Below are 23,913 nucleotides of genomic sequence, written 5' to 3' on the forward strand. Positions count from 1 at the left end.
TCACCTTCTGGCCTACGCGGCGTCCGGCAGCACCCGTGGCGCCGGCCCGGCCCGGTGATCCACATTACCCAGCGGAAGATCATCCGCACTACCGGTACAAGCTCTTCCGCTTTTTCCGTCGGGCGCCGCATGTGCCTCGACCCACGCCGCCCCCAGCCGCTGGTTGAGGCCGAGCCCGGCGGCTCGCCCCTCCAGCCCGGTCAGCGAAGCCGTATCAAGGACCTTCAGCTCACGGGGCACCGGCTGATCCGAGTTCATCGCCCCATGCTGCCCGGCAGTCCTCCCGGACCGGGAACCAACGGCCCACTGAAGAGACCGGAGCAGGTGCGGTCGGCTCTCCCCGAAGGGCCGACGAGAGCGTGTCCGCGGCCCGGTGCGGTCGTTGGCCACCGCGCCGGTGGTGGGCGGGTGTGGGATACGTCAGGAGCGTGGAGCGGTGACCCGTTGGATCGTGATCAACCTCCCGCCCTGGTTGCTGCTGGCCGGGCTCATCGTGGTGATCGCCGGCGGGACGGCAGTCTTCCAGGCGGTCGTCCGGCACCGTTTCCCCCGCCCCGGGGAGGGCGGGGGAAACGAGGTCGCGAACTTCGTGTTCCCCGTTGTCGCTGTGGTCTACGGGTTCCTCATCGGCTTCATCGTCCTCGCGCTCTGGGGCCAGGTGAACGTGGCAGACCAGACGACACGGACCGAGGGCGCCGCGGCGGTGCACCTGGCCAGGGGCCGCAACGCGTTCGGCACGGCCGAGAGCGTACGGATCCGGCAGAACCTCATGGAGTACGGACGCGCGGCGGCGGCCGAGTGGCCCCTCGCCGCAAGCGGGCGCGCCACACCCGAGGCCGAGAACGCACTGAACCGCCTCCAGAGCACGTACGAGAGCATCACGCCCCGCAGCGACGCCCAACGCGCCATTCTCGCCAGCTCCCTCACGTCCCTCCGGGAATTGAGCCTCGCGCGAACGGAGCGGCTGCTCGAGGCGCGCTCCAACATCGGCCCGCCCCTGTCCTTGTGGATGGTGGTCTTCCTGACCAGCGGACTGGTCCTCGGCTTCTCCGTCGTTTTCGACGCCGGGCAGGCCAAGGCGCACTACGGAATGGTCGCGGCGGTAAGCGTCCTCGTCGCCGCCAACCTGTTCCTCGTCACAGAACTCTCCTACCCCTTCCTCGGCGAGTTCTCCACGTCACCGGAGCCCCTGCACGAGCTGATCGAGATCCTGTCGCCGCCTCGATAGAGCGGAGCGCCTTGCCCCAGTCAGTATCCGTCTGAAAATGGCTCCCTTCCGCCCCGGTCGGAGGTGTCTGCGGAGAGGCCGGGATCATAGGTGCACCGAACTCCGAAGTCTGGAAGTTCGCATGCGTCATGAAGCCAGCCGCCCATGGTGACGGCCGCGCCGCCGCCGGTGGCCACGTCCTCAGCCGCGCAGCAGCAGTCCGGTCGCCAGGGCTGAGATCACCACGGCGGAGAGCACGGAGGTGACCATCCGCCCCCGTGGGCCGGTGAGCGCCCGGCCCAGTACGGTCCCGCCGGCGGCCAGGCACAGTTGCCAGCTCACAGAGGCCAGGGTCACCGCCGTCACGAAGGCGACGGGGCCGGCCGCACCGGAGCCGGGCGGGCCCGCGCCGCCGGCGAGGACCAGCGCCGAGAAGTAGAGGATCGCCCAGGGGTTGACCAACGTCAGCCCCAGGAAGGCGAGATAGGCCCGCGCGGGGCGTTGCAGGGCGTCCCGTTCCGGGGCGTTGTGGGTGCGGCGGTGGCGCAGCGCCCGGACGGCGGTCCGTAACGCCATGGCGAGCAGGAGGACGGCGGCGAGCACCCGCAGCGGGCCCGCGACGGGGGCGACGGCACGGGAGAGGGCGGCACCGCCGGCCACCGCGGCCAGCGCGTAGAAGCCATCGGCGGTCGCCACCCCGAGTGCCGCCGAGGCACCGACCCGGAAGGAGGTCCGGGCGGTCACGCTCACCAGCAGCACGGCCGGCGCACCGACGGGGACGGCCAGGGCGTAGCCCGCCCACAGCCCCGGCAGAAAGGCATCGGTCAGGATCTCGGTCATGCCGTCCAGCGTCGGGGGCGGCAACCGTACGGGTCCATCGAAAGTTTCCGCAGGGAACCGTGTGGCGTCTCCGCATGATTCATCTCCGCATGGTTGACCCCTACGCTGCGCGCATGATCGATCCCAGGCTCCAGACCCTGCGCGTGCTGCACACCCAGGGCACCGTCACCGCGACCGCCGCGGCGCTGCATCTGACGCCGTCGACGGTCTCCCAGCAACTGCGTCAGCTCTCGGCCCGGCTCGGGGTGGAACTCCTGGAGCCGGCGGGCCGCAAGGTGCGCCTGACACCGGCGGCGTTGGCGCTGGTCGCGCACGCCGATGCGCTGTTCCTGCGCTGGGAGGAGGCACGCGCGGATCTCGCGGGGTACGCGGACGGGGTGGCCGGGCGGCTGCGGATCACGGGGGTCGCGACGGCGATCACGGGGGTGATCGCACCGGCGGTGGCCCGGCTGCGCGCCGAGCTGCCGCGGCTGGCGGTGGAGATCGGGGAGGACCCGGACGTGAACCGGTTCGAACTGCTGCTGGCCCAGCGGGCGGACATCGCCGTGGTGATCGTGGCGGAGGGCACCCCCCGGCCGCTGACGATGCGCGATTCTTCCAGCAACCGGTGCTGGAGGAGCCGCAGGATCTGCTGGTGCCGGCGGGGCACCCCTTCGCGGGGCGTGCGGCACGGGGCGTGGCGCTGGCCGAGGCGGGCGAGGAGAGCTGGATCCGGGCCGGCGATCCGGCCGATCAGCACCGGCTGCTGCTGACCGCCTGCGCCTCGGCGGGCTTCACCCCGCGAGTGCGCCACCACGCGGTCGACTGGTCCGCGGTCGCGGCGCTGGTCGCGCACGGCTTCGGGGTCTGTCTGGTGCCGCGGCTGGCGCCGGTGCCGGAGCGGTACCCGGTCGTCAGGGTGCCGCTGCGCGGGGAGCCCCTTCCCGTACGGCGGTTCGTGGCTGCCGTACGTCGCGGGAGCGAGCGGCAGCCCCCGGTCGCCCGCGGGCTGGCGGCGCTGCGCGCGGCCGCGGGCGAACGGGAGGCGAAGGGGGTGTGAGAAAAGGCGGTGCGGACGTCAGTCCTGCAGGGCCTGCCAGAACTCGTCGAAGGACATCCGGCCGTCGCTGTCGGTGTCCTTGGCCCTGATGACCGCCTCGGCGACCGGGCCGGTGACGAACGGGTCACCCATCTCGGCCATCGCGTGCTTGAACTCCTCCGGCGTGACCTGGCCGTCGCCGTCCGCGTCGAACCGGGCGAACGCCGCCCTGGCCTTCTCGATGTCTGCCATGAGAGGTGCCCCCTTCGTGGTGCTGCGCAGTGCTGCGCGGTGCTGTTGCCTGCTGATCTGACCTGCGTACATTAGCGGACCGTCAAGAGGCGTCCGGCCGCGCCCTCCGCCGGGCCAGGTAGGGCGCGGTACGGCTCTCCGGTGCCGCCGCGACCTCGGCCGGAGTTCCGGCGGCCACGATCCGGCCGCCGTCCGCGCCGCCGCCGGGGCCGAGGTCGATGACGTGGTCGGCGCCCGCGACCACCCCCATGTCGTGCTCGACGACCACGACCGAGTGCCCGGCGTCGACCAGGCCGTGCAGCTGGCGCAGCAGCACCTCGGTGTCGGCGGGGTGCAGTCCGGTGGTGGGCTCGTCGAGGAGGTAGAGGGTGTGGCCGCGGCGGGTGCGCTGGAGTTCGGTGGCGAGTTTGATGCGCTGGGCCTCGCCGCCGGACAGTTCGGTGGCGGGCTGGCCGAGCCGCAGGTAGCCCAGGCCCACGTCCTGGAGGGTGCGCAGGCTGCGGGCCGCCGCGGGGAGATCGGCCAGGAAGCCGGCGGCGGCGTCGACGGTCATCGCCAGGACGTCGGCGACGGTCCGGTCCCGATAGGTGATCTCCAGGGTTTCGGGGCGGTAGCGGGCGCCGTGGCAGTCGGTGCAGGGGGCGTACGTACCCGGCAGGAAGAGGAGTTCGACGGCGACGAAGCCCTCGCCCTGGCAGGTCTCGCAGCGGCCGCCGGCGACGTTGAAGGAGAACCGTCCGGGGGTGTAGCCGCGGGCGCGGGCCTCGTCGGTGGCGGCGAAGACCTTGCGCACCGCGTCGAAGAGCCCGGTGTAGGTGGCGAGATTGGAGCGCGGGGTGCGGCCGATCGGCTTCTGGTCGACGCGGACCAGCCGGTCGATCGCCTCCAGGCCCTCGGCGGCGGTGAGCCGGGCGCGGGCCATCGGCCCGGCGGCGTCGCCGTCGGCGGCGTCCTGCTGGTCCTCACCCGCGCCGAGGTGGTCCCGTACGGCGTCCGCGAGGACGCGGGTGACCAGCGTCGATTTACCCGATCCCGAGACACCCGTGACGGCGGTGAAGACGCCGAGCGGGAAGGCCGCGTCCAGGCCGCGCAGATTGTGCAGGGTGACGCCGCGCAGGGTGAGGGTGCCCGAGGGGCTGCGCACCGGGCGCGCGGCGGGCGGTGCGGGCTCGAAGAGGAACCGGCGGGTGGCGGAAGCAGGGGCGTCCGCGAGCGCGGCGACGGTGCCGCTGTGCAGGACCTGCCCGCCGTGTTCCCCGGCGTGCGGGCCGACGTCCACGATCCAGTCGGCGCGGCGCACCACGTCCATGTCGTGCTCGACGACGAACAGCGAGTTGCCCGCTTCCTTGAGCCGCCCCAGGACCGTGAGCAGGGACTCCGTGTCGGCGGGGTGCAGGCCGGCGGAGGGCTCGTCCAGGACGTAGACGACGCCGAAGAGACCGGAGCGCAGCTGGGTGGCCAGCCGCAGCCGCTGGAGTTCGCCGGCCGACAGGGTGGGCGCCGGCCGGTCCATGCTCAGGTACCCCAGGCCGAGTTCGGTGAGGACGTCGATACGGGCCACCAGGTCGCGGGCGAGTACCGGTGCCACCTCGTCGTCGGCCCGCCCGGCGGTGGGCCGCAGCAGCCGGGCGAGGGCGCTCAGCGGCCGGCCCGCGAGGGTGGCGATGTCGTGGCCCTTGAAGGTGACGGCCAGCGCCTCCGGGCGCAGCCGCCGCCCGTGGCACACCGGGCAGGGCTCGGCGACCATGAACCCCTGGACGCGCCTGCGCAGGGTCTCGCTCTTGGAGTCGGCGAAGGTGTGCAGCACATAGCGTTTGGCGCTCATGTACTGGCCCTTGTAGGGGCGTTGGATCCGGCCCACGTCGCGGACCGGGTGCACGGTGACGACGGGCTGTTCGTCGGTGAACAGGATCCAGTCCCGGTCGGGCTGCGGCAGCTCGCGCCAGGGCCGGTCGATGTCGTGGCCGAGGGCGTCGAGGATGTCACGGAGGTTCTTGCCCTGCCAGGCCCCGGGCCAGGCGGCGATGGCGCCCTCGCGGAGGGTGAGTGAAGGATCGGGGACGAGGGAGTCCTCGGTGACGCGGTGGACGGTGCCCAGCCCGTGGCACTCCGGGCAGGCGCCGGCCGCGGTGTTGGGCGAGAAGGCGTCGGAATCGAGCCGTTCCGTCGCCCCCTCCGGGTAGTCGCCGGCGCGGGAGAAGAGCATGCGCAGGGTGTTGGAGAGGGTGGTGACGGTGCCGACCGAGGAGCGGGAGGTGGGCGCGGAGCGGCGCTGTTCCAGGGCGACGGCGGGCGGCAGGCCGGTGATGTCCTCGACCTTGGGCGCGCCGACCTGGTGGATCAGCCGCCGGGCGTAGGGGGCCACCGACTCGAAGTAGCGGCGTTGCGCCTCGGCGTAGAGGGTGCCGAAGGCGAGGGAGGACTTGCCCGATCCGGACACCCCGGTGAACGCGACCAGCGCGTCCCTCGGGATGTCCACATCGACGGAGCGGAGATTGTGTTCACGGGCGCCGCGCACCCGTACGTACGAGTCGGCCATGCCTCCATGATCGGGCACGACCGCGGGTGCACGGTCAGCCGGCCGCCGTGACGGCGGCGATCCGCTCGCGCGCCTCCTCCCAGGGCAGTGGCGCGGCGATGACCGCGCGCAGCGCCCTGACCTGGCGGGGCGGGAGCCCGGCCGCGAGCACGCCGACGGCGCTGCCGTCCCGCCCGTAGAGTGCAACGGCACGGCGCGCCGCCCGGTCCACGACGGTGGTCTCGACCCGGTCGGCGCCCGCCGTCAGTCCGTACGCCTGGATCTTGACGGCGTACTGATCGGACCAGAAGTACGGCACGGGGGCGAACGGGCGGCGCTCCGGGGCGGGGGCGGCCTCGGTCCCGGCAGCGGCTCCGGCGGCAGCCGTGGTTCCGGCGGGGCCGGACGCCTCCGCGGCGAGTTCGGCCAGGAGGTTGCGGGCCGCGGCCATGCCCTGTTCGGTGGCGTTCATCCGGTGCTCGAAGCGCAGCGGGCGGCCGTGGACCGGATGGTCCCAGCGGGCCACATCGCCCGCGGCATAGACACCCGGGGCGGCGGCGCAGTACGCGTCGCAGCGCAGCCCGTCGCTGATGTCCAGGGCCGGGTCGTCCAGCCAGTCGACGGCGGGCCGGGAGCCGATCGCCAGCAGCACGAGGTCCGCGGGCAGCCGGCCGCCTCCCCCTCCCCCGGCGGCTACGCCTTCACCGGCGGGGCTACCCCCCTCGGCCAGTCGTACGGCGGTGACCCGCGGGGCGTCGGCACCGGGCAGCTCGCCGCCACCGGCCGGGTCCGCGGGCGCCGTCTCGAAGCCGTCCACCGCTCCGGTGAGCAGCCGGACGCCGCGGGCGCGGTGCTCCTCGGCGAGCAGTTCACCGACCTCGCTGCCGACGGCGGCGGCCATCGGTGCCGCCTCGATGCCGACGAGGGTGACCTCGTGCCCCAACTCCCGTGCCACCGCGGCGGCTTCACAGCCCAGTACACCGTTTCCGACGATCACCACCCGCCGGCCCCCTCCCCCTCCCCCGGCGACTACGCCCTCACTGCCGGGGGGACCCCCATTGGCCAGCCGGTCCCGCAGGGCCAGCGCATCGTCGAGGGTGCGCAGGGTGTGCACTCCGGCGATGCGGTCGGCGCCGGGCAGGGTACGGGCCGCGACACCGGTCGCAATGATCACGCCGGCGCAGCGCAGCGTCCCCCGCTCCCGGCCTTGCGCGAGCGGGGGAGCACCCACGCCGCCGTCGAGCGTGAGGGTGCGGCCGGCCACGTCGAGCCCGGTGGCGCGGGTGCCGAGCCGCAGGTCGAGGTCGAGCGGAGCGAGCTGGTCCGCGGTGCGCAGCAGCAGCTTCTCCGGCGTCCAGGCGCCGTGCAGCAGCTGTTTGGACAACGGCGGCCGGTCGTACGGGAGATGGGGCTCGTCGCCGATGAGGGTGAGCGGGCCGCGCCAGCCGAAGCGGCGCAGCGCCTCGGCCGCGGCGAGGCCGGCCGCCGAGGCGCCTACGACGGCGATCGGCAGCCCGTTCACGCGTTCACCTCGATCACGGCGGCCGGACAGAGGGCGGCCGCCTCGCGCACCGCGTCGTGCTGTCGGGCCGGCGGTTCGGCGTCGAGCAGCACGACCACACCGTCCTCCTCGCGCTGGTCGAAGACCTCGGGGGCGATCAGCACACACTGGCCGGCGGCACAGCACTTGTCGGCGTCGAGGGTGATCTTCACGTCAGTGGGCTCCATTGCTGTGAGGTGACGTGGGAACGAACGACCGGGACACCCCCGGAGTGCCCGGTCGCGGGCCGTGTCGCCGATGGACGGGCAGAGAGCCGCCTCCGCGGAATCAGCCCCAACGGCCGTCAGCAGAGGGACGCGCCGTACCGCCCGCCGGCCACCCGGCAGATCTCCTCCAGCGGGTACGGGGTCTGCCTGCTCTCCTTCTGCACCGTACGGAAGAACTCCGTCATCACCGCGGCGAGCGGCCCATGCCGGGCGATGAGTTCCGCGGCCGGGGCCGGGATTCCCGAGGGCGGCTCGCCGCCGGCGCAGGCGCGCACCCACGCGTCGCGTTCGTCCCTGCCGTACCCGTACAGAGCGGTGACCAGCCAGCGCACCAGGTACGTGACGGTGTAGCAGCGGTCATAGGTCCGGTGCCGGTCGAAGAAGCCGGCCTCGTCCCGTGACAGCTCGAACCGGGAGGAGACCGCGAGGCCGTAGTCCGTGAAGAAGAGGCGCCGGCCGTCGGTCAGGATGTTCTCGAAGTGGGCGTCGAAGTGCAGGAGTCCGCGCGCGTTCATGAACGAGGTGCCGGCTTCCAGCTCCCTCTCGACCATGGCGCATGCCCGGCCGGCCGCCTCGTCACCGGCTTCGAGCTGCACCCCCATCCAGTCGTGCAGGTTCTGCGGGATGTACTCCAGGAACAGCGCAACCGTCGCCGACGACCCCTGGAGCCCTTCGATACGGCTGCGCACCTCCGGTCCGCCGCCCCAGTAGGCGACGGCCTTTTCCACGTCCGCCAGTTCCCCGGGAAGCGGCGTCGCCGGCTCCGGCAGCACCCGCCAGTGGTACATCAGGGGGAAGCCCTCGTACTCCCCCGCCAGCACCCAGTTCGTCGTCATGATGTGCACGGCCAGTTCCCGCCAGGCCCCGAATCCCGGGCTGCCCATGCCGTACTGGAGGAAGGGCGGCAATCCGAACACATTCGCCGTGGACCGGACGTGTTCCGGCTGCCTCTCCCGATCGGTCAGGCGCACCTGCTTCACGAAGACCGGGGTGCCGGAGACGTCCAGCAGCGCCGACTTTCCACCGATGCCGGAGCCGAGCGGCGCGGCCGCGTCCACGAGCTCACGCAGCCCGCGATCACTGCACAGGGCCAGGGAGGTGGAAACGTCGCCGTGGGCGGCCAGACGAGCGCCATGGGACATGTCGGGGAGCCTCACCCCTTCCTCCCTGGCTTCCCTGGCCACCACGTTTTCATGGCCTCCATCCGTCCACGACCTCCCCTGTCTCCATGGCGTCCATCGGTGCCGGCCGACCCGCCCAGGGCCACGCCCCGGCCCGCAAAGCCGCCCTCAGGCAACCTCGATGCCGTACTCCTGCACCAGCGCTTCCAGGCCGCCGGGGAATCCCTTGCCGCCGATTACGAAGTCCCAGTCGCCGCCCTCCCGTTGACGGAACGAGCCGAGGACCAGCGCGGTCTCGCCCTGCCGTCCGTCCGAGACCTCCAGGCTGCCCAGCTCCTCGCCCGACGCGTCGAGCAGGCGTATCCGGGCGTCGGTGAAGCCGGCGAGATCGGCGTCGGGGTTGGCCTGGGGGTCGATCGCCGCGACCAGGACCAGCCGGTCGGCGGCCGGCGGCAGCGCCTCGAACCGCACCTGCATCGCGGCCCGGTCGGGGGCGAAGCCGGGCAGCATCCGGACCGAACCGTCGGGACTGCGGGGGTTGTTGTAGAAGACGAAGTGATCGTCGCTGAGGACGTCGGCGCCCTTGCACACCAGGGCACAGACATCGAGGGCGACCTCCCCGGACCAGTTCATACCGAGGATGTTGTGGTCCGCCGCCTCCTCGGCGGCGGACGGGCCGGACGGGGCGTCCCCGCCGAGCCGTCCGCGCAGGCCGTAGCGGCCGAGCAGATCGACGAGTTCGGGGCCGGCGATGAGGCTGAGGGGTTTGCCGTTGGCGAAGGTGTGGGCACCGGGACCGAACCGGGAGGTGGTCACCAGCACGCCCTTGTTGGCGCCTTCGGACTGGACGGTGCCGTACAGGTCGCGGACGGCGGTCGGCGGGACGGTGTTGCGGTAGCGCTTGACCTGCACGATGATCTTGCCGCCGCGGATCGGATCGGGGTCCAGCGCATCCACGTCGACACCGCCGTCGCCGGAGCGCTGGGTGGTCACGGCCTGCATGCCCATGGCGCGGAACAGCTCGGCGATCAGGTTCTCGAAGGCGATCGGATCCATCTCGTAGAGATCCGGTTCGCCCTCCGTGCCGTGCGAAACGACCCCGCCGCCCACGTCTCCCGGCAGGCGCACCGGGCGGACCGCGGTCCGCTGGTCGGGGCGGGCGGCGAGCTGCCCGCGCAGCCCGTCGGTCAGACACTCCACCGCGCTGACCTGCTCGAGACGGAAGGTGTCGAAGGAGCTGCGGGGAGCCATCACGGTCGCGAGATACACCTGGGCCGGGCGGCCCGTCACCGGGTCCACATCGTCCACGAATCCGTTCAGCGCCACCGAGTCCAGCGCGCCGTAACCGTCGGCTGCGAAGAGGTCGCGCAGCACCAGCAGCACGCTCTGGGCCAGCACTTCGCGGTAGAGCGCGCGTCGCTGCGCGGCCGGCCGGGCGGTCTCCTTCTCCTGGTCGGCGGTGGGCATATAGCGGACGGACCTGGTCTCCGGGACGATGTCGTAGCCCGGGAGCTCCCAGTCCAGGACGAGCTGACGGGCCGTCGGGTCGTAGGCCGCCGCGATCTGCCGGGGAAAGCCCTCCGGCCAGGCCGTGGAGGAGTACAGCGCGGCGGAGAAGTACTCGACGGCCGCGTCCGCGTCGCCGCCGCGCAGGCCCGACAGCAACTCCTCGATACCGGAGTTGTGCTGCCGGATCTCGGCCAGGGCGCCCGCGGCCCACTGGTCGTACTGCTGCCGGTAGGCGGCGAGTTGGGCCTGCCGGCGGCTCTCCGCTGCCTGCGCCGTGTACCAGTCCTGCTCATAGCGGGCGCGGGCCTCCTCCTGGGCACGGTCCCGGCGGGCGCCGAGGTGCCAGCCGCCCGTGGGCGCGTGGTAACGGGCCGGATCGGGCATCGGTACCGGCGTGGCAAGGGCGCCGGGCGCGAACTCCTCGATCCGCTCGGAGCGCAGCAGCGCGGCGGCGGAGAAGGCGGGGGTGCGGCAGCCGTCGGCGAGCAGGCCGGTCAGGGCGGTGACGCGGGCGTCCAGTTCCTCGGTCCGCCGGCGGGCGTCGGCCTCGCGTTGCTGACGGTAGGCCGCCTGCCGCTCACGGTGCATCCGCGCCATGGCGCGTTCGGCGTCCCGTGCCTGCCGTTCCTGGTCGCGCTGCTGCTGTGCTCGCGCGCGGCGCTGGGCTTCCTGCTGGCGCTGCTGCTGACGCTGCGCCTCGGCCCAGACGGCCATTAATCCATGGGAACGGCGGCTCATATCGCTGTGTGTCCTCCCCCCGGGGTGAACTGCCCCCGGAACCCTGTGGAAGCGGTTTCACCTGCGTTGTTGGGTGAAACTCTAGCGGGGGTGCGAGAGGCTGGTCACGGTTGGGGAAGAAGATTCCGCGCCCTTCGTGCGATGCCTGCCGGCGCGGTTTCCGGAACCGCTCGGGGCGGCTGCCCGGGTCGCGGCAGCCCGTCCTCATCCCGCGGCCGGCCCCGCCGCCGCCCGCAGCTTCGCCGCCGTCACGGCCGGGTCGTAACCGTCGGGCACCCCCGGCACCAGCACCACATCCCCGTCGATGTGCCGGGTACGCAGCGGCAGGATCTCCGCATAGGCGGGCGAGTCGTACCAGCCGCGGGCCCGCGCCAGGTCGGGGAAGGCGATGACGACCACGGTTCCGGGCCAGTCACCTTCCGTGACCTCCACTTCGGCGCCATGGACGAGGAAGCGACCGCCGAAGGGGTCCAGGGTCGCCTGGATCTTCTCGATGTAGTCGAAGATCTCCGGGTGCGGGGCGGCGGGGCGGAAGTGGGCGATGGCGTATGCCGTCATGGGACTGCCTTTTCTGCGTGGGGTGGTTGGTGCGTCGGTGTCCACGTTTCCAGCCCTCGCGGTACGGGTCGATTACCTCGGGGGTAAGACGGCAGGAACCGGGCGGGGGACGCCAGTTGGCGGGGAGTGAACCAGGACCTGTGCGCAGCCTCGCCGTTGCTCATGTCTGATCACCGGGCCACGAGATCGCCTTAGACTCGACGGACACCGTGCCGGATCACAGTGAAGAGAGGAGATGAAATGAAGCAGCCACCACCCTTTGCCTCCTTGGCCGCCGCACTTGCGGCGCTCGGGACGGTGCTGGGCTTTCTCGCAATCCAGTTGCGTACGGACGGTTACGAGCAGTACGTCGAGTCCGTGGCCACCGCCAGTGTCGTGATGTGGACGACCGCCTGCCTGACGGTCGTGACCTGGTCCCGCTGGCGCCAGGGGAAGACGAACTGAGTTCTCCACATGCCGACGGGCGTCGGGGCATCAGCCCCGGCGCCCGTTGCACGCGGCTCGGCCCCGCCACCACTGCCACGCCGGCACACCGGCCGTACGGAGCCGAGCACCTTGCCGACCGGGAAGGCCGGCGCCGCGATCCGCCATCCGGAGGGCCTGGAGCGGGCGCCGCGCATCCTCTTCCAGCTGGTGACGGAGCCCAAGGCGGCCAAGAACCGCGTCCACCTGGACGTGCGCACGGGCCCCGACGATCCGCACACCGTGGTCGAGCGGCTGATCGCCAAGGGGGCCACACTCCTCACCACGGCAAGCAGGGGCCCTTCGCCCGGACCACACTCGCCGACCCGGAGGACAACGAACTCTGCGTCTCGTCATGACTGGGGGCGGGGGCCCGGGGCTCAGATCGCGCGGTGGTGCTCCGCCCAGTACGGGTCCCGCAGCTGCCTCTTGAAGAGCTTTCCCGACTCGTCCCGCGGCAGCAGCTCCTCGAAGACCACGGCCCTGGGGACCTTGTATCCGGCGAGCCGCCCGGCGACATGGGCGCGTACCTCCTCGGCGCTGAGCAGCACACCGGGTTCGGTCTGCAGATGGGCGGCGAGGACTTCGCCGAACTCCTCATCGGGGATACCGAAGACCGCCACGTCACGGACCCCGTCGAGGGCGAGCAGGCAGCCTTCGACCTCCGCGGGGTAGATGTTGACGCCACCGGAGATGACCATGTCGTTCCGGCGGTCGCTGAGGAAGAGATAGCCGTCCGCGTCGAGATGGCCGATGTCTCCGATGGTGACGTATCCGGGCAGGCCAGGTGCTTCCATGGCGGCGCGCCGGGCGGGGTCGCCGAGGTAGGTGAACGGGGGCCAGCCGTCGCCGGGTTTCAGGTAGATGTCACCGGTGGCTCCGGCCGGCAGCGGCTCGTTGCCGGGGCCGATGACCGCCACCTCGCAGGTTCCGGTGGCGCGTCCGACGGTGCCGGGGTGGGCCAGCCACTCGGCGCTGTCGCACCAGGTCACGGCGCCGGTCTCGCTGCCGCCGTAGTACTCCCGCAGCACCGGTCCCAGCCAGTCGATCATGGCGTACTTGATGTGCGGCGGACAGGGCGCCGCGGCGTGGACGACGGAGGTGAGCGAGGACAGGTCGTAGCGCTCGCGTACGTCCTTCGGCAGCCGCAGCAACCGTACGAACATCGTCGGCACGACCTGCACCTGCTCGATGCGGTGGTGGGCGATCAGCCGCAGGAATTCCTCGGCGTCGAAGCGCGGCATGAGGGTGATGTCCAGGCCGGCCGCGAGCGCGAGGACGGCGTGCTGGCTGGGAGAGGCGTGGTAGAGCGGCGCGGGGATGAGCGTGCGTCCGCCGGGGGCGACGGCGAAGCGCTCCAGGAATAACCGCACCCCTTCCTCGAGCTGCTGGGGAGCGACGGGTTCGCGCAGAACTCCCTTGGGGAGCCCGGTGGTTCCGGAGCTGTAGATCACGGTGGGCGGGCGTTCCCCGGCGGCCTGGTCCAGCGGGGCAAAGCCTTCCAGCCACCGGTCGAGCAGCGGGTGCTCTCCCGTGGCGGGCGGTACGGCGATCCCGCAGGCGGCCGCGACCCCGGCGGGAACGGCGGCCTCGACGATCCGTACGCCGTCGGGGAGCACGGCGGTCACCGCCGCCAGCAGGTCGCTGTGCGCAAAGACGACCTTGCTGCCGCTGTCGGTGAGCACATGCCGCAGGTCGTCCTGGCGGAAGTGCCAGTTGACGGGTACAGCCGAGGCGCCCAGCAGGGCGGCCCCGGTGGTGATCTCCAGATGGGCGGGCTCGTTGCGCATCACGACGGCGATCCGGTCGCCGGGCTCGACTCCCGCCGCCCGCAGCCCGGTGGCGATCCGCGCCGCGCGGTCGAGGAAGGACGGATAGTCGCGTTCATGGCCCGCGGAGCGAATGGCCGGGGCGCCGGCGGCGGACGGGACGACGGCTTCCATGGTGCCTCCAGTGAATGCGACCGGAAGGCCCATTGAACCGACAAGTCCGGTGGTTATCCAGAGCGCCCGCGGCCGGCCGGTACTCCCCCGGGCCCGCGGCGGCGTCTCTTCCGGCCGCTCTCCCCCGACGCCCCACTGAGATCCGAGGTCTTGCGCCTCTGAGGCCTCCGCCTTCCCCAACTTCCGTCCGATTTCCGGCAGGTGCTCCGATGTCTGGCGCGTCCGGGGTCTTCCGGTCCGGGTGCGGCCGCTGCACCATGCGGGGTGGCACAGGAGGCACGTACGTGACCAACTGACCCGAGGAGCGAGCGATGCACAGCCGCACCAGAGCGTTCCGGCTGCTGGGGCTCATGGGGGTGCTGGGCGCCCTGCTGCTGGCCGCAGGCGGCACCGTGGCCGCCGCGAAGCCCCCGCCGCGGCCCGCCGCAGGCCCCGGAACCAACCACGCGACCGACGATCCCGTCACCTCGTCGCGCACCTCGTGGTGGCGTCAGGACCGCTTCGGGATGTTCATCCACTTCGGCGCGTACTCCAACCTGGAGGGCGAGTACACCCGGCCCGACGGCACGGTGTGCCGCAACGCGGAGTGGATCAAGCGAGAGTGCGGGATCCCGGACGACGTGTACGAGAAGCAGGCCGCCACCTTCAACCCGGCCGCCTTCGACGCCGGGGCGATCGTCCGCGCGGCCAAGGACGCCGGCCAGCGCTATATCGTCATCACGGCCAAGCACCACGACGGCTATGCGATGTGGCCGACGCGGCAGAACACCTGGAATCTGCGCGACCACTCCTCCTTCGACCCGCACCGCGACATCCTCGCCGAGCTGAAGAAGGCCGCCGACGCCGCCGGGATCAAACTCGGCTTCTACTACTCGATCTGGGACTGGCACGACCCGGACTTCGCCGGCCCGGCGACCTTCCCGCGCTACAAGAAGCGGATGTACGGCCAGCTCAAGGAGCTGATCGACAGCTACGACCCGGCGCTGCTGTGGTTCGACGGCGAATGGGACGCGGACAACCCCACCAACCGCTGGTCACGTCAGGACGGCGCCGGCCTCCAGGCGTATCTGCACGGACTGAACCCCCACCTGATCGTCAACAACCGCGTCGGCAAACGCGAGGTGGTCGACGGGGACTTCGGCACGCCGGAGCAGGAGATTCCCGCCGAGCCCGTCGACGGGCAGCTGTGGGAGAGCTGTATGACGCTCAACGACCACTGGGGCTACGCCAGGTACGACACCCACTGGAAGCCGGCGGCGACGGTGGTGCGCAACCTGCTGGAGGTGGCGAGCCGCGGCGGCAACTATCTGCTCAACGTGGGCCCCGACAAAACCGGGCGCATCCCGCAGCCGTCCGTCGACCGGCTGCGCGAGACCGGCCGGTGGCTGGGCGCGTACGGCCAGGGCGACGCGGTCCACGGGGCCGGATACACCGGGCTGGTGGCGGACCCGTCCTGGGGCACGGTCTCCCGGCGGGGCGACACGCTGTATGCCGCGGTCACCTCCTGGCCGGCCGCCGGCGCGCCGCTGCACCTCACCGCCAAGGGGCGGTTCGAGATCACCGCGGCCCGGGTGCTGGGCAGTTCCCAGCAGGTGAAGGTCGCGCGGGCCGGGGACGGTTTCGACCTGACGCCGTCCGGCACCGCCACCGGCCCGCTCGCCACCGTCATCCGGCTCACGATCACACCACCGGCCGCGGCACCCGCCGGCACCGGAAGGGGGCTGACGGCGCGGAGCTGGGCGAACGGCTCCTTCACCGGCCCGCCCGCGGTGACCACCGTCGACCCGACGGTGAACAAGGCCTACCGCTTCGACGGCTCCCCGGACCCGGCGATCCCCGCCGAGCACTTCAGCACCCGCTGGACCGGCAGCATTCAGCCGCGCTTCGACGAGACGTACACCTTCACCACCGTCTCCGACGACACCGTGCGGCTGTGGATCGACGGCAAGCTCGTGATCGACAACACCACGCCGCACGGCCCGAAGGCCGACAAGGGCACCGTCACCCTGCGGGCCGGTCACCGGCACGGCATCCGGCTCGACCACACGGAGCAGACCGGTGAGGCCTATATGAAGCTGCTGTGGTCCAGCCCGAGTCAGCCTCAGCAGATCGTGCCGCAGCGGCAGCTCCACGCCGACTGACCGCGGCCGAACCGGCCGGGCACGGACGGACGGGCGGACGAGCGGGCGGCCGGCCGGCCGGACAGAGACGGACGGTCGGTCCGAGACGGACGGGAGGGAAAAGTTCCACCCCCGGTTGAGCCGTTCGGGTCGGTCCGAGCCCCCGGGGTGCCCGGTCTTGCCCACCCCCCGCGGTGGCGCCGCCGCCCGATGCCGACGGGCTCACCGGCCGCTGTGTCTGCTCGGGCGCCGGCCCCGATCCCGGAGGAGGAGGCCCACGGGTCAGGGCCGGCGCCCGAGCGATCGGTGATTCAGTCGATACCGCGGAAGATATTCGGTTCGGCGGGATCGTCATCGCAGCCGGCGAGGCGCACGGGGGCGCAGCGGTCCCAGACCTCCAGATTGCGGACTTCCTTGATCCGGCCGGGGCGCTCGCCCTGCTTCAAACGGGGCTGCTTGTGTTGAACCTTGTGCAATGCCACCACGCACTCCTTCTTCTGAGGTATTGGTCCGACGCGGTGGCGCCTTTTTCACAAACCGGGAGGTCGGCCAAGGTTTGTGGCGTTCCCGCGACGGGCCAATGGTGTTGGCGTCTCCCAGAAAGGTCGTCCGTCGCCCCTCAGAGTAACGACGCGGCACTCCGCGCGCTCGACGTTTCCCGGCGGCACAGACAGGTCATCGGAAGATGCGGATACGAGGCCGCTGAATGAGGGGAAAGCAGGCGCAATATGTGACGCACATCACTCACTCCAATGGCCCTCCGGTTGCTGCATTCGCCCCGTTCCCTACGCTGAAGAGTGAGCGGCGGATCCGGCTCCCGTCGCCGCGCGCCCTGCTGCGGGGCACGCGGCGGCAGTGCTACCCATGGGCGGGTGGCATGGTTCTCGGATTCCGGTTACTGGCTCGGGCGGCTGCTCTTCCAGCGCATGCTGGCCGTCCTCTACGTGGTCGCGTTCGTGGCGGCGGCCCGGCAGTTCCGGGCGCTCATCGGCGCGCGCGGCATGCTGCCGGTGCCCGCCTTCGTGGCGCAGGTGCCGTTCCGCGCGGCGCCCTCGGTCTTTCACCGGCACTATTCGGACCGTTTCTTCGCCCTCTGGTCGTGGAGCGGGGCGCTGCTGGCCGCTGCCGTGGCGGCGGGGGCGGCGGATGCCGTTCCGCTGTGGGCGTCGATGGTGCTGTGGGCCGTGCTGTGGGCGATGTATCTGTCCATCGTGAACGTCGGGCAGACCTGGTACAGCTTCGGCTGGGAGTCGCTGCTGCTGGAGGCCGGTTCGCTCGCGGTGTTCCTCGGGAACGGCGAGATCGCTCCCCCGGTGACCGTGATGTGGCTGCTGCGCTGGGTGCTGTTCCGGGTGGAGTTCGGGGCCGGTCTGATCAAGATGCGCGGCGACCACTGCTGGCGGGATCTGACCTGCCTGTACTACCACCACGAAACGCAGCCGATGCCCGGTCCGTTGAGCTGGTTCTTCCACCATCTGCCGGCGCCCCTGCACCGGGTCGAGGTGGCGGCCAACCACGTCGCCCAACTTGCCGTTCCGGTCCTGCTGTTCACTCCCCAGCCGATCGCCGGGTGGGCCGCGGTCGCCATGGTCGTCACCCAGCTGTGGCTGGTGCTCTCAGGCAACTTCGCCTGGCTGAACTGGGTGACCATCGCGCTCGCCGTCTCGGCCGCGGCCCCGCTGTGGGGGCCGCCGTCCACGCCGCTGCCCGCGCCCCCGCTGTGGTTCGAGGTCCTGGTCCTCCTGGCCACGGCCGGGGTCCTCGTCCTCAGCTATCGGCCGGCCCGCAATCTGCTGGCCCGGCAGCAGATGATGAACACGTCCTACGAGTCGCTGCATCTGGTCAATTCGTACGGGGCCTTCGGCAGTATTACGCGGGTGCGCCGGGAAATCGTCGTGGAGGGGACCGCGGATGCGGTGACCGGGCCGGAGACGGTCTGGCTCCCTTATGAATTCCGGGGCAAGCCGGGTGCGGTGGGGCGGCTGCCGCGCCAATTCGCGCCGTATCACCTCCGGCTGGACTGGCTGATATGGTTCGCCGCGCTGTCACCGGCCTATGCGCGGTCGTGGTTCGTCCCGTTCGTCGCGCGGCTGCTGGAGAACGACCGGGACACGCTGCGGCTGCTGCACCGCAATCCGTTCCCAGATCTGCCGCCGGCCCGCATCAGGGCCCGGGTCTTCCGTTACCGCTTCACGACCTGGCGGGAATTGCGGGAGACCCGGGCGTGGTGGCATCGCACCGAGGAGCGGGAGTTCCTGGCGCCGATTGCGCGGTCAGCTCTGCACGGAAGGCGATGACCATATCGCGGGCGTGGCGCAGCCCGATGCGGGTGAAGTCCGCTTCCAGGGAGTCGAGTTCGGCAAGGGTCTCCTCCCGGTCGCGGCCGAGGCGGGCGCGGGACTTCGCCAGGCCGAGCCGGGAGAGCGCCTCCCCACGGGGCTCCTGCATCTCGCGGAACTCCCGCAGCGAGAGGGTGTACGTCTCGCGCGCCGACTCGTAACGGCCCGCCCGGTAGAACACGTTGCCGCGCATCTTGTGGTTGTACGCGAGGGCACTGGCCAGGTCCATGGTGCGGCAGATGGCCTCCGCCTCGGACAGCAGCGTCAGCGCCCGCTCCGTCTCGCCCTGGACGGACAGGACGTCGGCGACGCCCCGCAGCGACCAGGCGCGCCCGCGGAAGTCATCGGCCTCGGCGGCGATACGGGCCGATTCCTCGAACAGCTCCAGGGCCTTGTCGTAGCCGCCGGTGTTGCGGTGCATCTGGGCTATGCCGGACATCGCCCAGACCATGTGCCGGGCCTCGCCGTGCGCCCGGCCCTGTTCCAGCAACTGCTCGTGGAGCTCGGCGACCGCTTCGTAGTCGCCCTGTATGCGGCCGGTCTCGGCGAGGCCGGCGAGCGAGTAGCCGTGGGCGAGGCGGTCGCCGCTGCCGTCGGCCAGCGCCACGGCATGAGTGAGCAGCCGGCGGGCGAGCGGCAGGGAGCCGCACTGCCGGGCCAGGGTGCCGCCGCTCCACAGCGCCCAGGCCATGGCACCCCGGTCACCGGCACCACGGGCACTGCGGTAGCTCTCCCGCCAGGCGTCGCCCGCCTGCGTCACCCGGCCGAGCCGGCGGTTCGCCTCGGCGACCGCGAGCGCGGCCCGGGACCGCTCCAGCGCCGTACCGGCCTCGGCATGTGCGCGGCTCGCCGTCGCCAGCACCTCCTCGTACGAGGAGTTCACGCCCAGTGCCGTACCCAACTCGCCCTGATATTCCGGGGCGAACGCCTTGCCGTACATAGATACCCGTGGCCTCTCGATGATCTCTGTGCCTTGATCAACAACCTACGAGCAGTGGGGGGTGCGGCGAATCAGTCCGCGTATGGGTTGTGGTGTACGACTGGAGTGCTACGGGAGGGGGTCATGGTCATCATGGGGATGTAGGGGGTCGTCAGGGTCACCCCGTACGGGGTACCGCCGTGACGTGGCACCTCACGCCCCCCGGGCGGCGTCACTTGCCGCGGCGGGCGAGGCGGGACACCCTGCTGCCACGACCCCCGATCACGGACCACCGACCGCCGAGCACCGAGGTGTGGCATGAGCGCAGCGCGTACGGGAACGCAGACCGGGACAGGGAGCAGCCGCGTCAGCCGCAGGCGGTTCCTCGGCGTGGCGGCGGGGCTGGCCGCAGCGGGCGGGGCAGGCGGGGCGGGTCTGCTGGCGGCGGAGGATCCGGCGCCCGGACACACCACCCGTCACGCCACCCGCCACGCGGCCGGGCACCGCCGGCGCCGCATCCGGCCGCTCTTCCTGGGGACGTACACCTCGGCCCCGGGCGGCGGGGCCGGGGTCGGACTCGGTACGTACGACACCGTGACCGGCCGGATCACCCGCACCGGTGCCGTGAACGGGGTCGCCGACCCCTCCTACCTCGCCCTGGCACCGTCCGGCCGCACCCTCTACGCGGTCGACGAGCAGGAGCGGGGCGAGGTGACCGCGATGACTCTGAGGCCGGACGGACCGCCCACGGTGCTGGGCACCCGGCCCACCGGCGGCGCCGGCCCCTGTCATCTGTCGGTGCACCCGAGCGGCCGCTGGCTGCTCAGCGCCAACTACCTCTCCGGCAGCGTCGCCGTTCATCCGGTCGACCGCGCCACCGGATCCCTCGGCGCGCGCACGGATCTGGTCACCCACACCGGCCCGCCGCCCGGTCCCGGCCAGGACGGGCCGCATGCCCACCAGATCATCACCGCCCCGGACGGCCGGCACGTACTGGCCGTCGATCTCGGCAACGACACCGTCTACACCTACCGGCTGGACGAGTCGGCCGGTGAGCTCACCCAGGTGTCGTATGCGTCACTGCGGCCCGGCGCCGGACCCCGGCATCTGACGTTCCACCCGTCGGGGGCCTTCGCCTACCTGGCGAACGAGGTCGACAACACGGTCGTGGTCTGCCGCTACGACCGGAGAACCGGGCGGCTGACCCCCGGTGCGCCGCAGCCCACGGGGACCGGGTCCGACACCAGCTACCCGGCGCAGTTCCTGGTCACCCGCGACGGCGGCTTCGCGTTCCTCGCCAATCGCGGTCACAACAGCCTCACCCGCTATGCCGTGGAGGCGGCCGGGGCGCGGCTGCGGCTGCTGGACACCGTGCCGGTGGGCGGCGACTTCCCCCGGCAGATCGCCTTTTCGCCGGATCAGCGGTGGCTGTTCGCGGCGAACCAGAAGTCGGGGTCGGTGACGGTGTTCTCGGTGGACGCCCGGACCGGATCGCTCCAACGCGCGGGCGAGCCGTTCCCGGCTCCGGTCCCCGTATGCGTCCTGCCGCTGTGAGCGCGGATCACGCCACCGTCCAGCCGGTCCCGCGCTCCAACGGCGCCGGCAGCCCCGCAGATACGCCGGCGCAGGCTCCCGCGACCGCTCCCGGCGAACCGGTGCGCGAAAGGCTCACGCGAACCCGACGACCGTCACCACAAGCACCATTGCGTGATCAGGGCACGGCTCCGGCCGCGCGTACTTCGGCGAGCGCTTGTCGTGCCAGCGGGCCGAAGTCCTCGCTGTTGTGGGTGTCGATCCACTGGTCGTAGGCGATCTCCCAGACGAGCATGCCCAGTTTCGCGGCCACGCGCGCGGTCAGGCTCGGGACTCCGCGGCGGTGGAGGGCCTCGGTCATCGAGGCGGTGAGGTCGACCCTTTTCAGGGCTTCGCGTTCACGCAGTTCCGTATGGGCGTTCAGCACGGCCTGGCGCCGGCCGCTGAACTCGCGGCGGTCGACGGTGAAGAACGTCCGGCCGAGCGCATCGAGAGCGTCCGCCACCGCGTCGAGCGGCCCGGCCGCCGGCGGCGCCGAGGCGATCCCTTCGACGAGCAGACCGGTCACCGTGCCCCTGTCGAAGAGCACTTCGCGCTTGTCCGGGAAGTGCCGGAAGAACGTGCTCTTGGTGAGCCCCGCGCGCTCCGCGATCTCGATCACGGTCGTGTTCTCGTAGCCGTGCTCCTCGAAGAGGTCGAGGGCGGCGGCGGCGAGTCGTCCTGGTGCGTCGGGTTGCCAGCGAGCCATGGGAGCAGTGTACGGGACTTGGTCCCGTCACTGGTGTACGGTCCATGGGACCAAGTCCCGTCACTGGCCAGGAGTTCACCGATGAGCAGAGCTGTCCGATACCGGCGTTTTGGCGGTCCCGAAGTACTCGAACTGCAGGAGATACCCGAGCCGCACGCCGCACCGGACGAGGTTCGCGTCCGGGTCACGGCCGCCGGGCTGAATCCGATGGATTGGCAAATCACCGCACAGCCCGGCATGGCGGCGCGGTTCGGCATCACCTTGCCGGCCGGGTTCGGCAGCGACTTCGCCGGAGTGGTGGACGAGGTGGGCGCCCAAGCCACCGGATTCGCGGCCGGCGACCGGGTGTACGGGGCTGCGATTGGCCGGTCCGTCGCCGATTTCGTGCTGGTCAAGACGCCCGCGGCAACGCTGTGGCCCACCCCGGAGGGCATCGGTGACGAGGTGGCGGGGACGCTTCCGGTGTCCGGTCTGACGGCCTCCGCCGCGCTCGCCGCGATCGGGCTCCGCACCGGGGACACCGTCCTGATCGGTGGGGCGGCGGGTGGCGTGGGCGTCTTCGCCGTACAGCTGGCGAAGCTTGCGGGTGCCCGGGTGCTCGGCACCGCCTCCGAGGGCACGTTCGGATTCCTGCGCGGGCTCGGCGCCGAACCCGTGGCGTACGGCCCCGGCCTGACGGACCGGGTGCGGGCCCTGGCGCCCGAGGGGATCACCGCCGCAACCGACCTGTTCGGAAGGGAGGCGGCCGAGACCGCGCTCAAGCTCGGGGTGGCACCCGAGCGGATCTCCGTCGTAGCCGACGGCGCCGCCCCGCCGCCCGGTGTGCGCAAGTCGGGCGCCCTCGACGCGGGTCCGGGCGCCATGGAACGGATCGCCGACGCGATCCGTTCCGGCGAGGTCACGGTTCCGATCGCGGCGGCCTTCCCGGTCGAGCGGATTCGCGAAGCCGTGACGACGCAGGCCGAGAGGCACGTTCACGGCAAAATCGTGATCGCCCTGTGAACCGGTACAAGGTGGACTCGGCGACCAGGATCAGTCGCACGTCATCGCCGCGGGGCGGTGGGCGCCGGGAGCAAGAGGAAAGCGGGCCGCGCGGTGCCGCCGCGGAGAAGCGGCGGGCACCACGGCGGTCCGGGCGCGACCCCCGGTCACTGGGAAGCGGACCCGCCCCAGCTCTGGGTGATGGCGAGCTTGGCGTTGCCCTGCTGGGTCTCGGTCGGGAAGCTCGGCGTGCCGGAGACCTTCGGCAGCTTCGCCGCCGCGGTCTTGTCGAGCTTGCCGTCCTTCTTCATGGCGTCCATCAGGGCCGGGCGGGCGAAGCCCTTGAGCCTGAGGTTCTGACCCTCGGGGCTGTAGAGGTACTCCTGCCACAGGCGCGCGGCCGCGGGGTGCGGCGCATCCTTGTTGATGGCCTGCGAGTAGTACTGGGAGAACTTGCCGTCCGTGGGGACCGTGACCTTCCAGTCGATGCCCTTGGACTTGAGCTCGTCGGTGTACCCGGCGTTCAGGTAGTCCCAGTCGATGCTGATCGGCGTCCGGCCCTTCGCGATGGTGGCCGCGGTGGATTTCACGGGCGCGAGAATGCCGTCCTTCTTCAGCTTGGTGAAGAAGTCTATGCCGGGCTGGATGTCCTCGAAGGAGCCGCCGCGGGCGAGGGCCGCCGCGTACACGGCGCCGAAGGCCGAACCCGCCGTGGTGGGGTCACCGTTGAGCGCGACCTTCCCCTTGTACTGGGGCTGGAGCAGATCCTTGAAGCTGGTCGGGCAGGTCTGCACCCGCTTGGCATCGCACCCGAAGGAGACATAGCCGCCGTAGTCGTTCGCCCAGCGGCCGATCGAGTCTCTTTGGACATCGGGAATGTCGGCGAAACCGGTGACCATGTACGGCGCGAGCAGCCCGTCCTGGGCGGCGCTCTGCGCGAAGGAGCTGCCGAGGTCGAGGACGTCGGGCGCGTTGTCCTGGCCCTTGCGCGAGGTGACCGCTTTGATCTCGTCCTGGCTGGCGCCCTGCGGGTTCTCGACCTCGACCTTGATGCCGTACTTCTTGGTGAAGCCGTCGATCAGGGCGCCGTAGTTGGCCCAGTCGCGGGGCAACGCGATCGCATGCAGGGTGCCTTCTTTCTTGGCCGCCTCGGCCAGGGCGTCGACGCCGCCCAGGGCCTCGGCCGTGGTCGCGGTGGCTGCGTTCTTTCCGTCGGCGGTGTTCGCGTCGGAGGCCCCGCCGCATGCGCTGAGGGCGAGTGCGGCGGGGATGACGAGGACGCCGGTGAGGACGGCTGTCCTCGGCGGGAACACGGTCACGGTCTCTCCAGGGGTACGCGC

The 23,913-nt window shown here is 71.7% G+C and carries 20 protein-coding genes and 2 pseudogenes; 8 read left to right on the plus strand and 14 right to left on the minus strand.

Annotation, left to right across the window (positions count from 1 at the left end):
- Nucleotides 1-12: 12 nt before the first annotated feature.
- Nucleotides 13-258 carry a hypothetical protein gene (locus ABZ851_RS31130; protein ID WP_361134625.1) on the minus strand — a complete coding sequence of 82 codons (246 nt, stop codon included), beginning with the start codon at nucleotides 256-258 and terminating at the stop codon, nucleotides 13-15.
- 178 nt (nucleotides 259-436) lie between these two features.
- On the opposite strand from ABZ851_RS31130, the gene ABZ851_RS31135 reads away from it, so the two are divergent.
- A complete protein-coding gene (locus tag ABZ851_RS31135) occupies nucleotides 437-1,228 on the plus strand; it encodes a hypothetical protein (RefSeq protein WP_361134628.1) in 792 nt (263 codons plus the stop codon).
- A gap of 180 nt (nucleotides 1,229-1,408) precedes the next feature.
- Here the strand turns inward: ABZ851_RS31135 and ABZ851_RS31140 are convergent, their stop codons facing one another.
- Nucleotides 1,409-2,047, minus strand: a complete 639-nt coding sequence (locus ABZ851_RS31140) for a LysE family transporter (RefSeq protein ID WP_361134631.1) — start codon at nucleotides 2,045-2,047, stop codon at nucleotides 1,409-1,411.
- A 113-nt stretch (nucleotides 2,048-2,160) separates the two neighbouring features.
- Here ABZ851_RS31140 and ABZ851_RS31145 point away from each other — a divergent pair.
- A pseudogene (locus tag ABZ851_RS31145) lies at nucleotides 2,161-3,086 on the plus strand (LysR family transcriptional regulator).
- Nucleotides 3,087-3,104: 18 nt separating this feature from the next.
- Here the strand turns inward: ABZ851_RS31145 and ABZ851_RS31150 are convergent.
- The 7 genes from ABZ851_RS31150 to ABZ851_RS31180 form a co-directional block, all read right to left on the minus strand.
- Complete coding sequence (locus ABZ851_RS31150) at nucleotides 3,105-3,317, minus strand: EF-hand domain-containing protein (protein ID WP_086719256.1); 213 nt, start codon at nucleotides 3,315-3,317, stop codon at nucleotides 3,105-3,107.
- Nucleotides 3,318-3,399: 82 nt separating this feature from the next.
- Nucleotides 3,400-5,856 (minus strand): excinuclease ABC subunit UvrA, encoded by a 2,457-nt coding sequence (gene uvrA / locus ABZ851_RS31155; protein ID WP_361134634.1) that lies wholly within the window; start codon nucleotides 5,854-5,856, stop codon nucleotides 3,400-3,402.
- Between the two features lie 34 nt (nucleotides 5,857-5,890).
- Nucleotides 5,891-7,357, minus strand: a complete 1,467-nt coding sequence (locus tag ABZ851_RS31160; RefSeq protein WP_361134637.1) for an FAD-dependent oxidoreductase — start codon at nucleotides 7,355-7,357, stop codon at nucleotides 5,891-5,893.
- Entirely contained in the window at nucleotides 7,354-7,548 is a 195-nt protein-coding gene (locus ABZ851_RS31165; protein WP_361134766.1) for a ferredoxin, read from the minus strand. The genes ABZ851_RS31160 and ABZ851_RS31165 overlap by 4 nt, the downstream gene beginning before the upstream one ends.
- Before the next feature lie 131 nt (nucleotides 7,549-7,679).
- Nucleotides 7,680-8,744 carry a protein kinase family protein gene (locus tag ABZ851_RS31170; protein ID WP_361134640.1) on the minus strand — a complete coding sequence of 355 codons (1,065 nt, stop codon included), beginning with the start codon at nucleotides 8,742-8,744 and terminating at the stop codon, nucleotides 7,680-7,682.
- 147 nt (nucleotides 8,745-8,891) lie between these two features.
- On the minus strand, nucleotides 8,892-10,946 hold the full coding sequence (locus ABZ851_RS31175; RefSeq protein ID WP_361134643.1) for a restriction endonuclease: 2,055 nt from the start codon (nucleotides 10,944-10,946) through the stop codon (nucleotides 8,892-8,894).
- Nucleotides 10,947-11,174: 228 nt separating this feature from the next.
- Complete coding sequence (locus ABZ851_RS31180; protein ID WP_336049592.1) at nucleotides 11,175-11,528, minus strand: DUF1330 domain-containing protein; 354 nt, start codon at nucleotides 11,526-11,528, stop codon at nucleotides 11,175-11,177.
- Between the two features lie 240 nt (nucleotides 11,529-11,768).
- Between ABZ851_RS31180 and ABZ851_RS31185 the strand changes: the two genes are divergently transcribed.
- On the plus strand, nucleotides 11,769-11,972 hold the full coding sequence (locus ABZ851_RS31185) for an SCO3870 family protein (RefSeq protein WP_361134648.1): 204 nt from the start codon (nucleotides 11,769-11,771) through the stop codon (nucleotides 11,970-11,972).
- Between the two features lie 9 nt (nucleotides 11,973-11,981).
- A pseudogene (locus tag ABZ851_RS31190) lies at nucleotides 11,982-12,224 on the plus strand (hypothetical protein); the annotation flags it as partial.
- A 146-nt stretch (nucleotides 12,225-12,370) separates the two neighbouring features.
- Here ABZ851_RS31190 and ABZ851_RS31195 read toward each other — a convergent pair.
- Nucleotides 12,371-13,933 (minus strand): AMP-binding protein, encoded by a 1,563-nt coding sequence (locus ABZ851_RS31195; RefSeq protein ID WP_361134651.1) that lies wholly within the window; start codon nucleotides 13,931-13,933, stop codon nucleotides 12,371-12,373.
- A gap of 311 nt (nucleotides 13,934-14,244) precedes the next feature.
- On the opposite strand from ABZ851_RS31195, the gene ABZ851_RS31200 reads away from it, so the two are divergent.
- Nucleotides 14,245-16,074 (plus strand): alpha-L-fucosidase, encoded by a 1,830-nt coding sequence (locus ABZ851_RS31200; protein WP_361134654.1) that lies wholly within the window; start codon nucleotides 14,245-14,247, stop codon nucleotides 16,072-16,074.
- Nucleotides 16,075-16,364: 290 nt separating this feature from the next.
- Here ABZ851_RS31200 and ABZ851_RS31205 read toward each other — a convergent pair whose 3' ends face one another.
- Nucleotides 16,365-16,535, minus strand: a complete 171-nt coding sequence (locus tag ABZ851_RS31205; RefSeq protein ID WP_361134775.1) for a hypothetical protein — start codon at nucleotides 16,533-16,535, stop codon at nucleotides 16,365-16,367.
- A gap of 390 nt (nucleotides 16,536-16,925) precedes the next feature.
- Between ABZ851_RS31205 and ABZ851_RS31210 the strand changes: the two genes are divergently transcribed.
- Nucleotides 16,926-18,350, plus strand: a complete 1,425-nt coding sequence (locus ABZ851_RS31210; RefSeq protein ID WP_361134657.1) for a lipase maturation factor family protein — start codon at nucleotides 16,926-16,928, stop codon at nucleotides 18,348-18,350.
- Here the strand turns inward: ABZ851_RS31210 and ABZ851_RS31215 are convergent.
- Complete coding sequence (locus ABZ851_RS31215; RefSeq protein WP_361134660.1) at nucleotides 18,244-19,332, minus strand: tetratricopeptide repeat protein; 1,089 nt, start codon at nucleotides 19,330-19,332, stop codon at nucleotides 18,244-18,246. The two genes, ABZ851_RS31210 and ABZ851_RS31215, sit on opposite strands and share 107 nt — an antisense overlap.
- 297 nt (nucleotides 19,333-19,629) lie before the next feature.
- On the opposite strand from ABZ851_RS31215, the gene ABZ851_RS31220 reads away from it, so the two are divergent.
- Nucleotides 19,630-20,865, plus strand: a complete 1,236-nt coding sequence (locus ABZ851_RS31220; RefSeq protein WP_361134663.1) for a lactonase family protein — start codon at nucleotides 19,630-19,632, stop codon at nucleotides 20,863-20,865.
- A gap of 157 nt (nucleotides 20,866-21,022) precedes the next feature.
- Here ABZ851_RS31220 and ABZ851_RS31225 read toward each other — a convergent pair whose 3' ends face one another.
- Entirely contained in the window at nucleotides 21,023-21,592 is a 570-nt protein-coding gene (locus tag ABZ851_RS31225; RefSeq protein ID WP_361134666.1) for a helix-turn-helix domain-containing protein, read from the minus strand.
- 81 nt (nucleotides 21,593-21,673) lie between these two features.
- On the opposite strand from ABZ851_RS31225, the gene ABZ851_RS31230 reads away from it, so the two are divergent.
- Complete coding sequence (locus ABZ851_RS31230; RefSeq protein ID WP_361134669.1) at nucleotides 21,674-22,594, plus strand: NADP-dependent oxidoreductase; 921 nt, start codon at nucleotides 21,674-21,676, stop codon at nucleotides 22,592-22,594.
- Between the two features lie 146 nt (nucleotides 22,595-22,740).
- Here the strand turns inward: ABZ851_RS31230 and ABZ851_RS31235 are convergent, their stop codons facing one another.
- Nucleotides 22,741-23,892 (minus strand): extracellular solute-binding protein, encoded by a 1,152-nt coding sequence (locus ABZ851_RS31235; RefSeq protein ID WP_361134671.1) that lies wholly within the window; start codon nucleotides 23,890-23,892, stop codon nucleotides 22,741-22,743.
- Nucleotides 23,893-23,913: the final 21 nt, after the last annotated feature.

Origin of the sequence: Streptomyces sp. NPDC047049 (assembly GCF_040643995.1) — a bacterium.
Lineage (GTDB): Bacteria > Actinomycetota > Actinomycetes > Streptomycetales > Streptomycetaceae > Streptomyces > Streptomyces mooreae.

What these genes read in the sequence shown, in the direction of transcription:
- ABZ851_RS31130 (WP_361134625.1), bottom strand. Translation starts at nt 258, where the DNA reads ATGAACTCGGATCAGCCGGTGCCCCGTGAGCTGAAGGTCCTTGATACG.
- ABZ851_RS31140 (WP_361134631.1), bottom strand. Translation starts at nt 2,047, where the DNA reads ATGACCGAGATCCTGACCGATGCCTTTCTGCCGGGGCTGTGGGCGGGC.
- ABZ851_RS31150 (WP_086719256.1), bottom strand. Translation starts at nt 3,317, where the DNA reads ATGGCAGACATCGAGAAGGCCAGGGCGGCGTTCGCCCGGTTCGACGCG.
- uvrA (WP_361134634.1), bottom strand. Translation starts at nt 5,856, where the DNA reads ATGGCCGACTCGTACGTACGGGTGCGCGGCGCCCGTGAACACAATCTC.
- ABZ851_RS31170 (WP_361134640.1), bottom strand. Translation starts at nt 8,744, where the DNA reads ATGTCCCATGGCGCTCGTCTGGCCGCCCACGGCGACGTTTCCACCTCC.
- ABZ851_RS31175 (WP_361134643.1), bottom strand. Translation starts at nt 10,946, where the DNA reads ATGGCCGTCTGGGCCGAGGCGCAGCGTCAGCAGCAGCGCCAGCAGGAA.
- ABZ851_RS31180 (WP_336049592.1), bottom strand. Translation starts at nt 11,528, where the DNA reads ATGACGGCATACGCCATCGCCCACTTCCGCCCCGCCGCCCCGCACCCG.
- ABZ851_RS31185 (WP_361134648.1), top strand. Translation starts at nt 11,769, where the DNA reads ATGAAGCAGCCACCACCCTTTGCCTCCTTGGCCGCCGCACTTGCGGCG.
- ABZ851_RS31195 (WP_361134651.1), bottom strand. Translation starts at nt 13,933, where the DNA reads ATGGAAGCCGTCGTCCCGTCCGCCGCCGGCGCCCCGGCCATTCGCTCC.
- ABZ851_RS31200 (WP_361134654.1), top strand. Translation starts at nt 14,245, where the DNA reads ATGCACAGCCGCACCAGAGCGTTCCGGCTGCTGGGGCTCATGGGGGTG.
- ABZ851_RS31215 (WP_361134660.1), bottom strand. Translation starts at nt 19,332, where the DNA reads ATGTACGGCAAGGCGTTCGCCCCGGAATATCAGGGCGAGTTGGGTACG.
- ABZ851_RS31220 (WP_361134663.1), top strand. Translation starts at nt 19,630, where the DNA reads ATGAGCGCAGCGCGTACGGGAACGCAGACCGGGACAGGGAGCAGCCGC.
- ABZ851_RS31225 (WP_361134666.1), bottom strand. Translation starts at nt 21,592, where the DNA reads ATGGCTCGCTGGCAACCCGACGCACCAGGACGACTCGCCGCCGCCGCC.
- ABZ851_RS31230 (WP_361134669.1), top strand. Translation starts at nt 21,674, where the DNA reads ATGAGCAGAGCTGTCCGATACCGGCGTTTTGGCGGTCCCGAAGTACTC.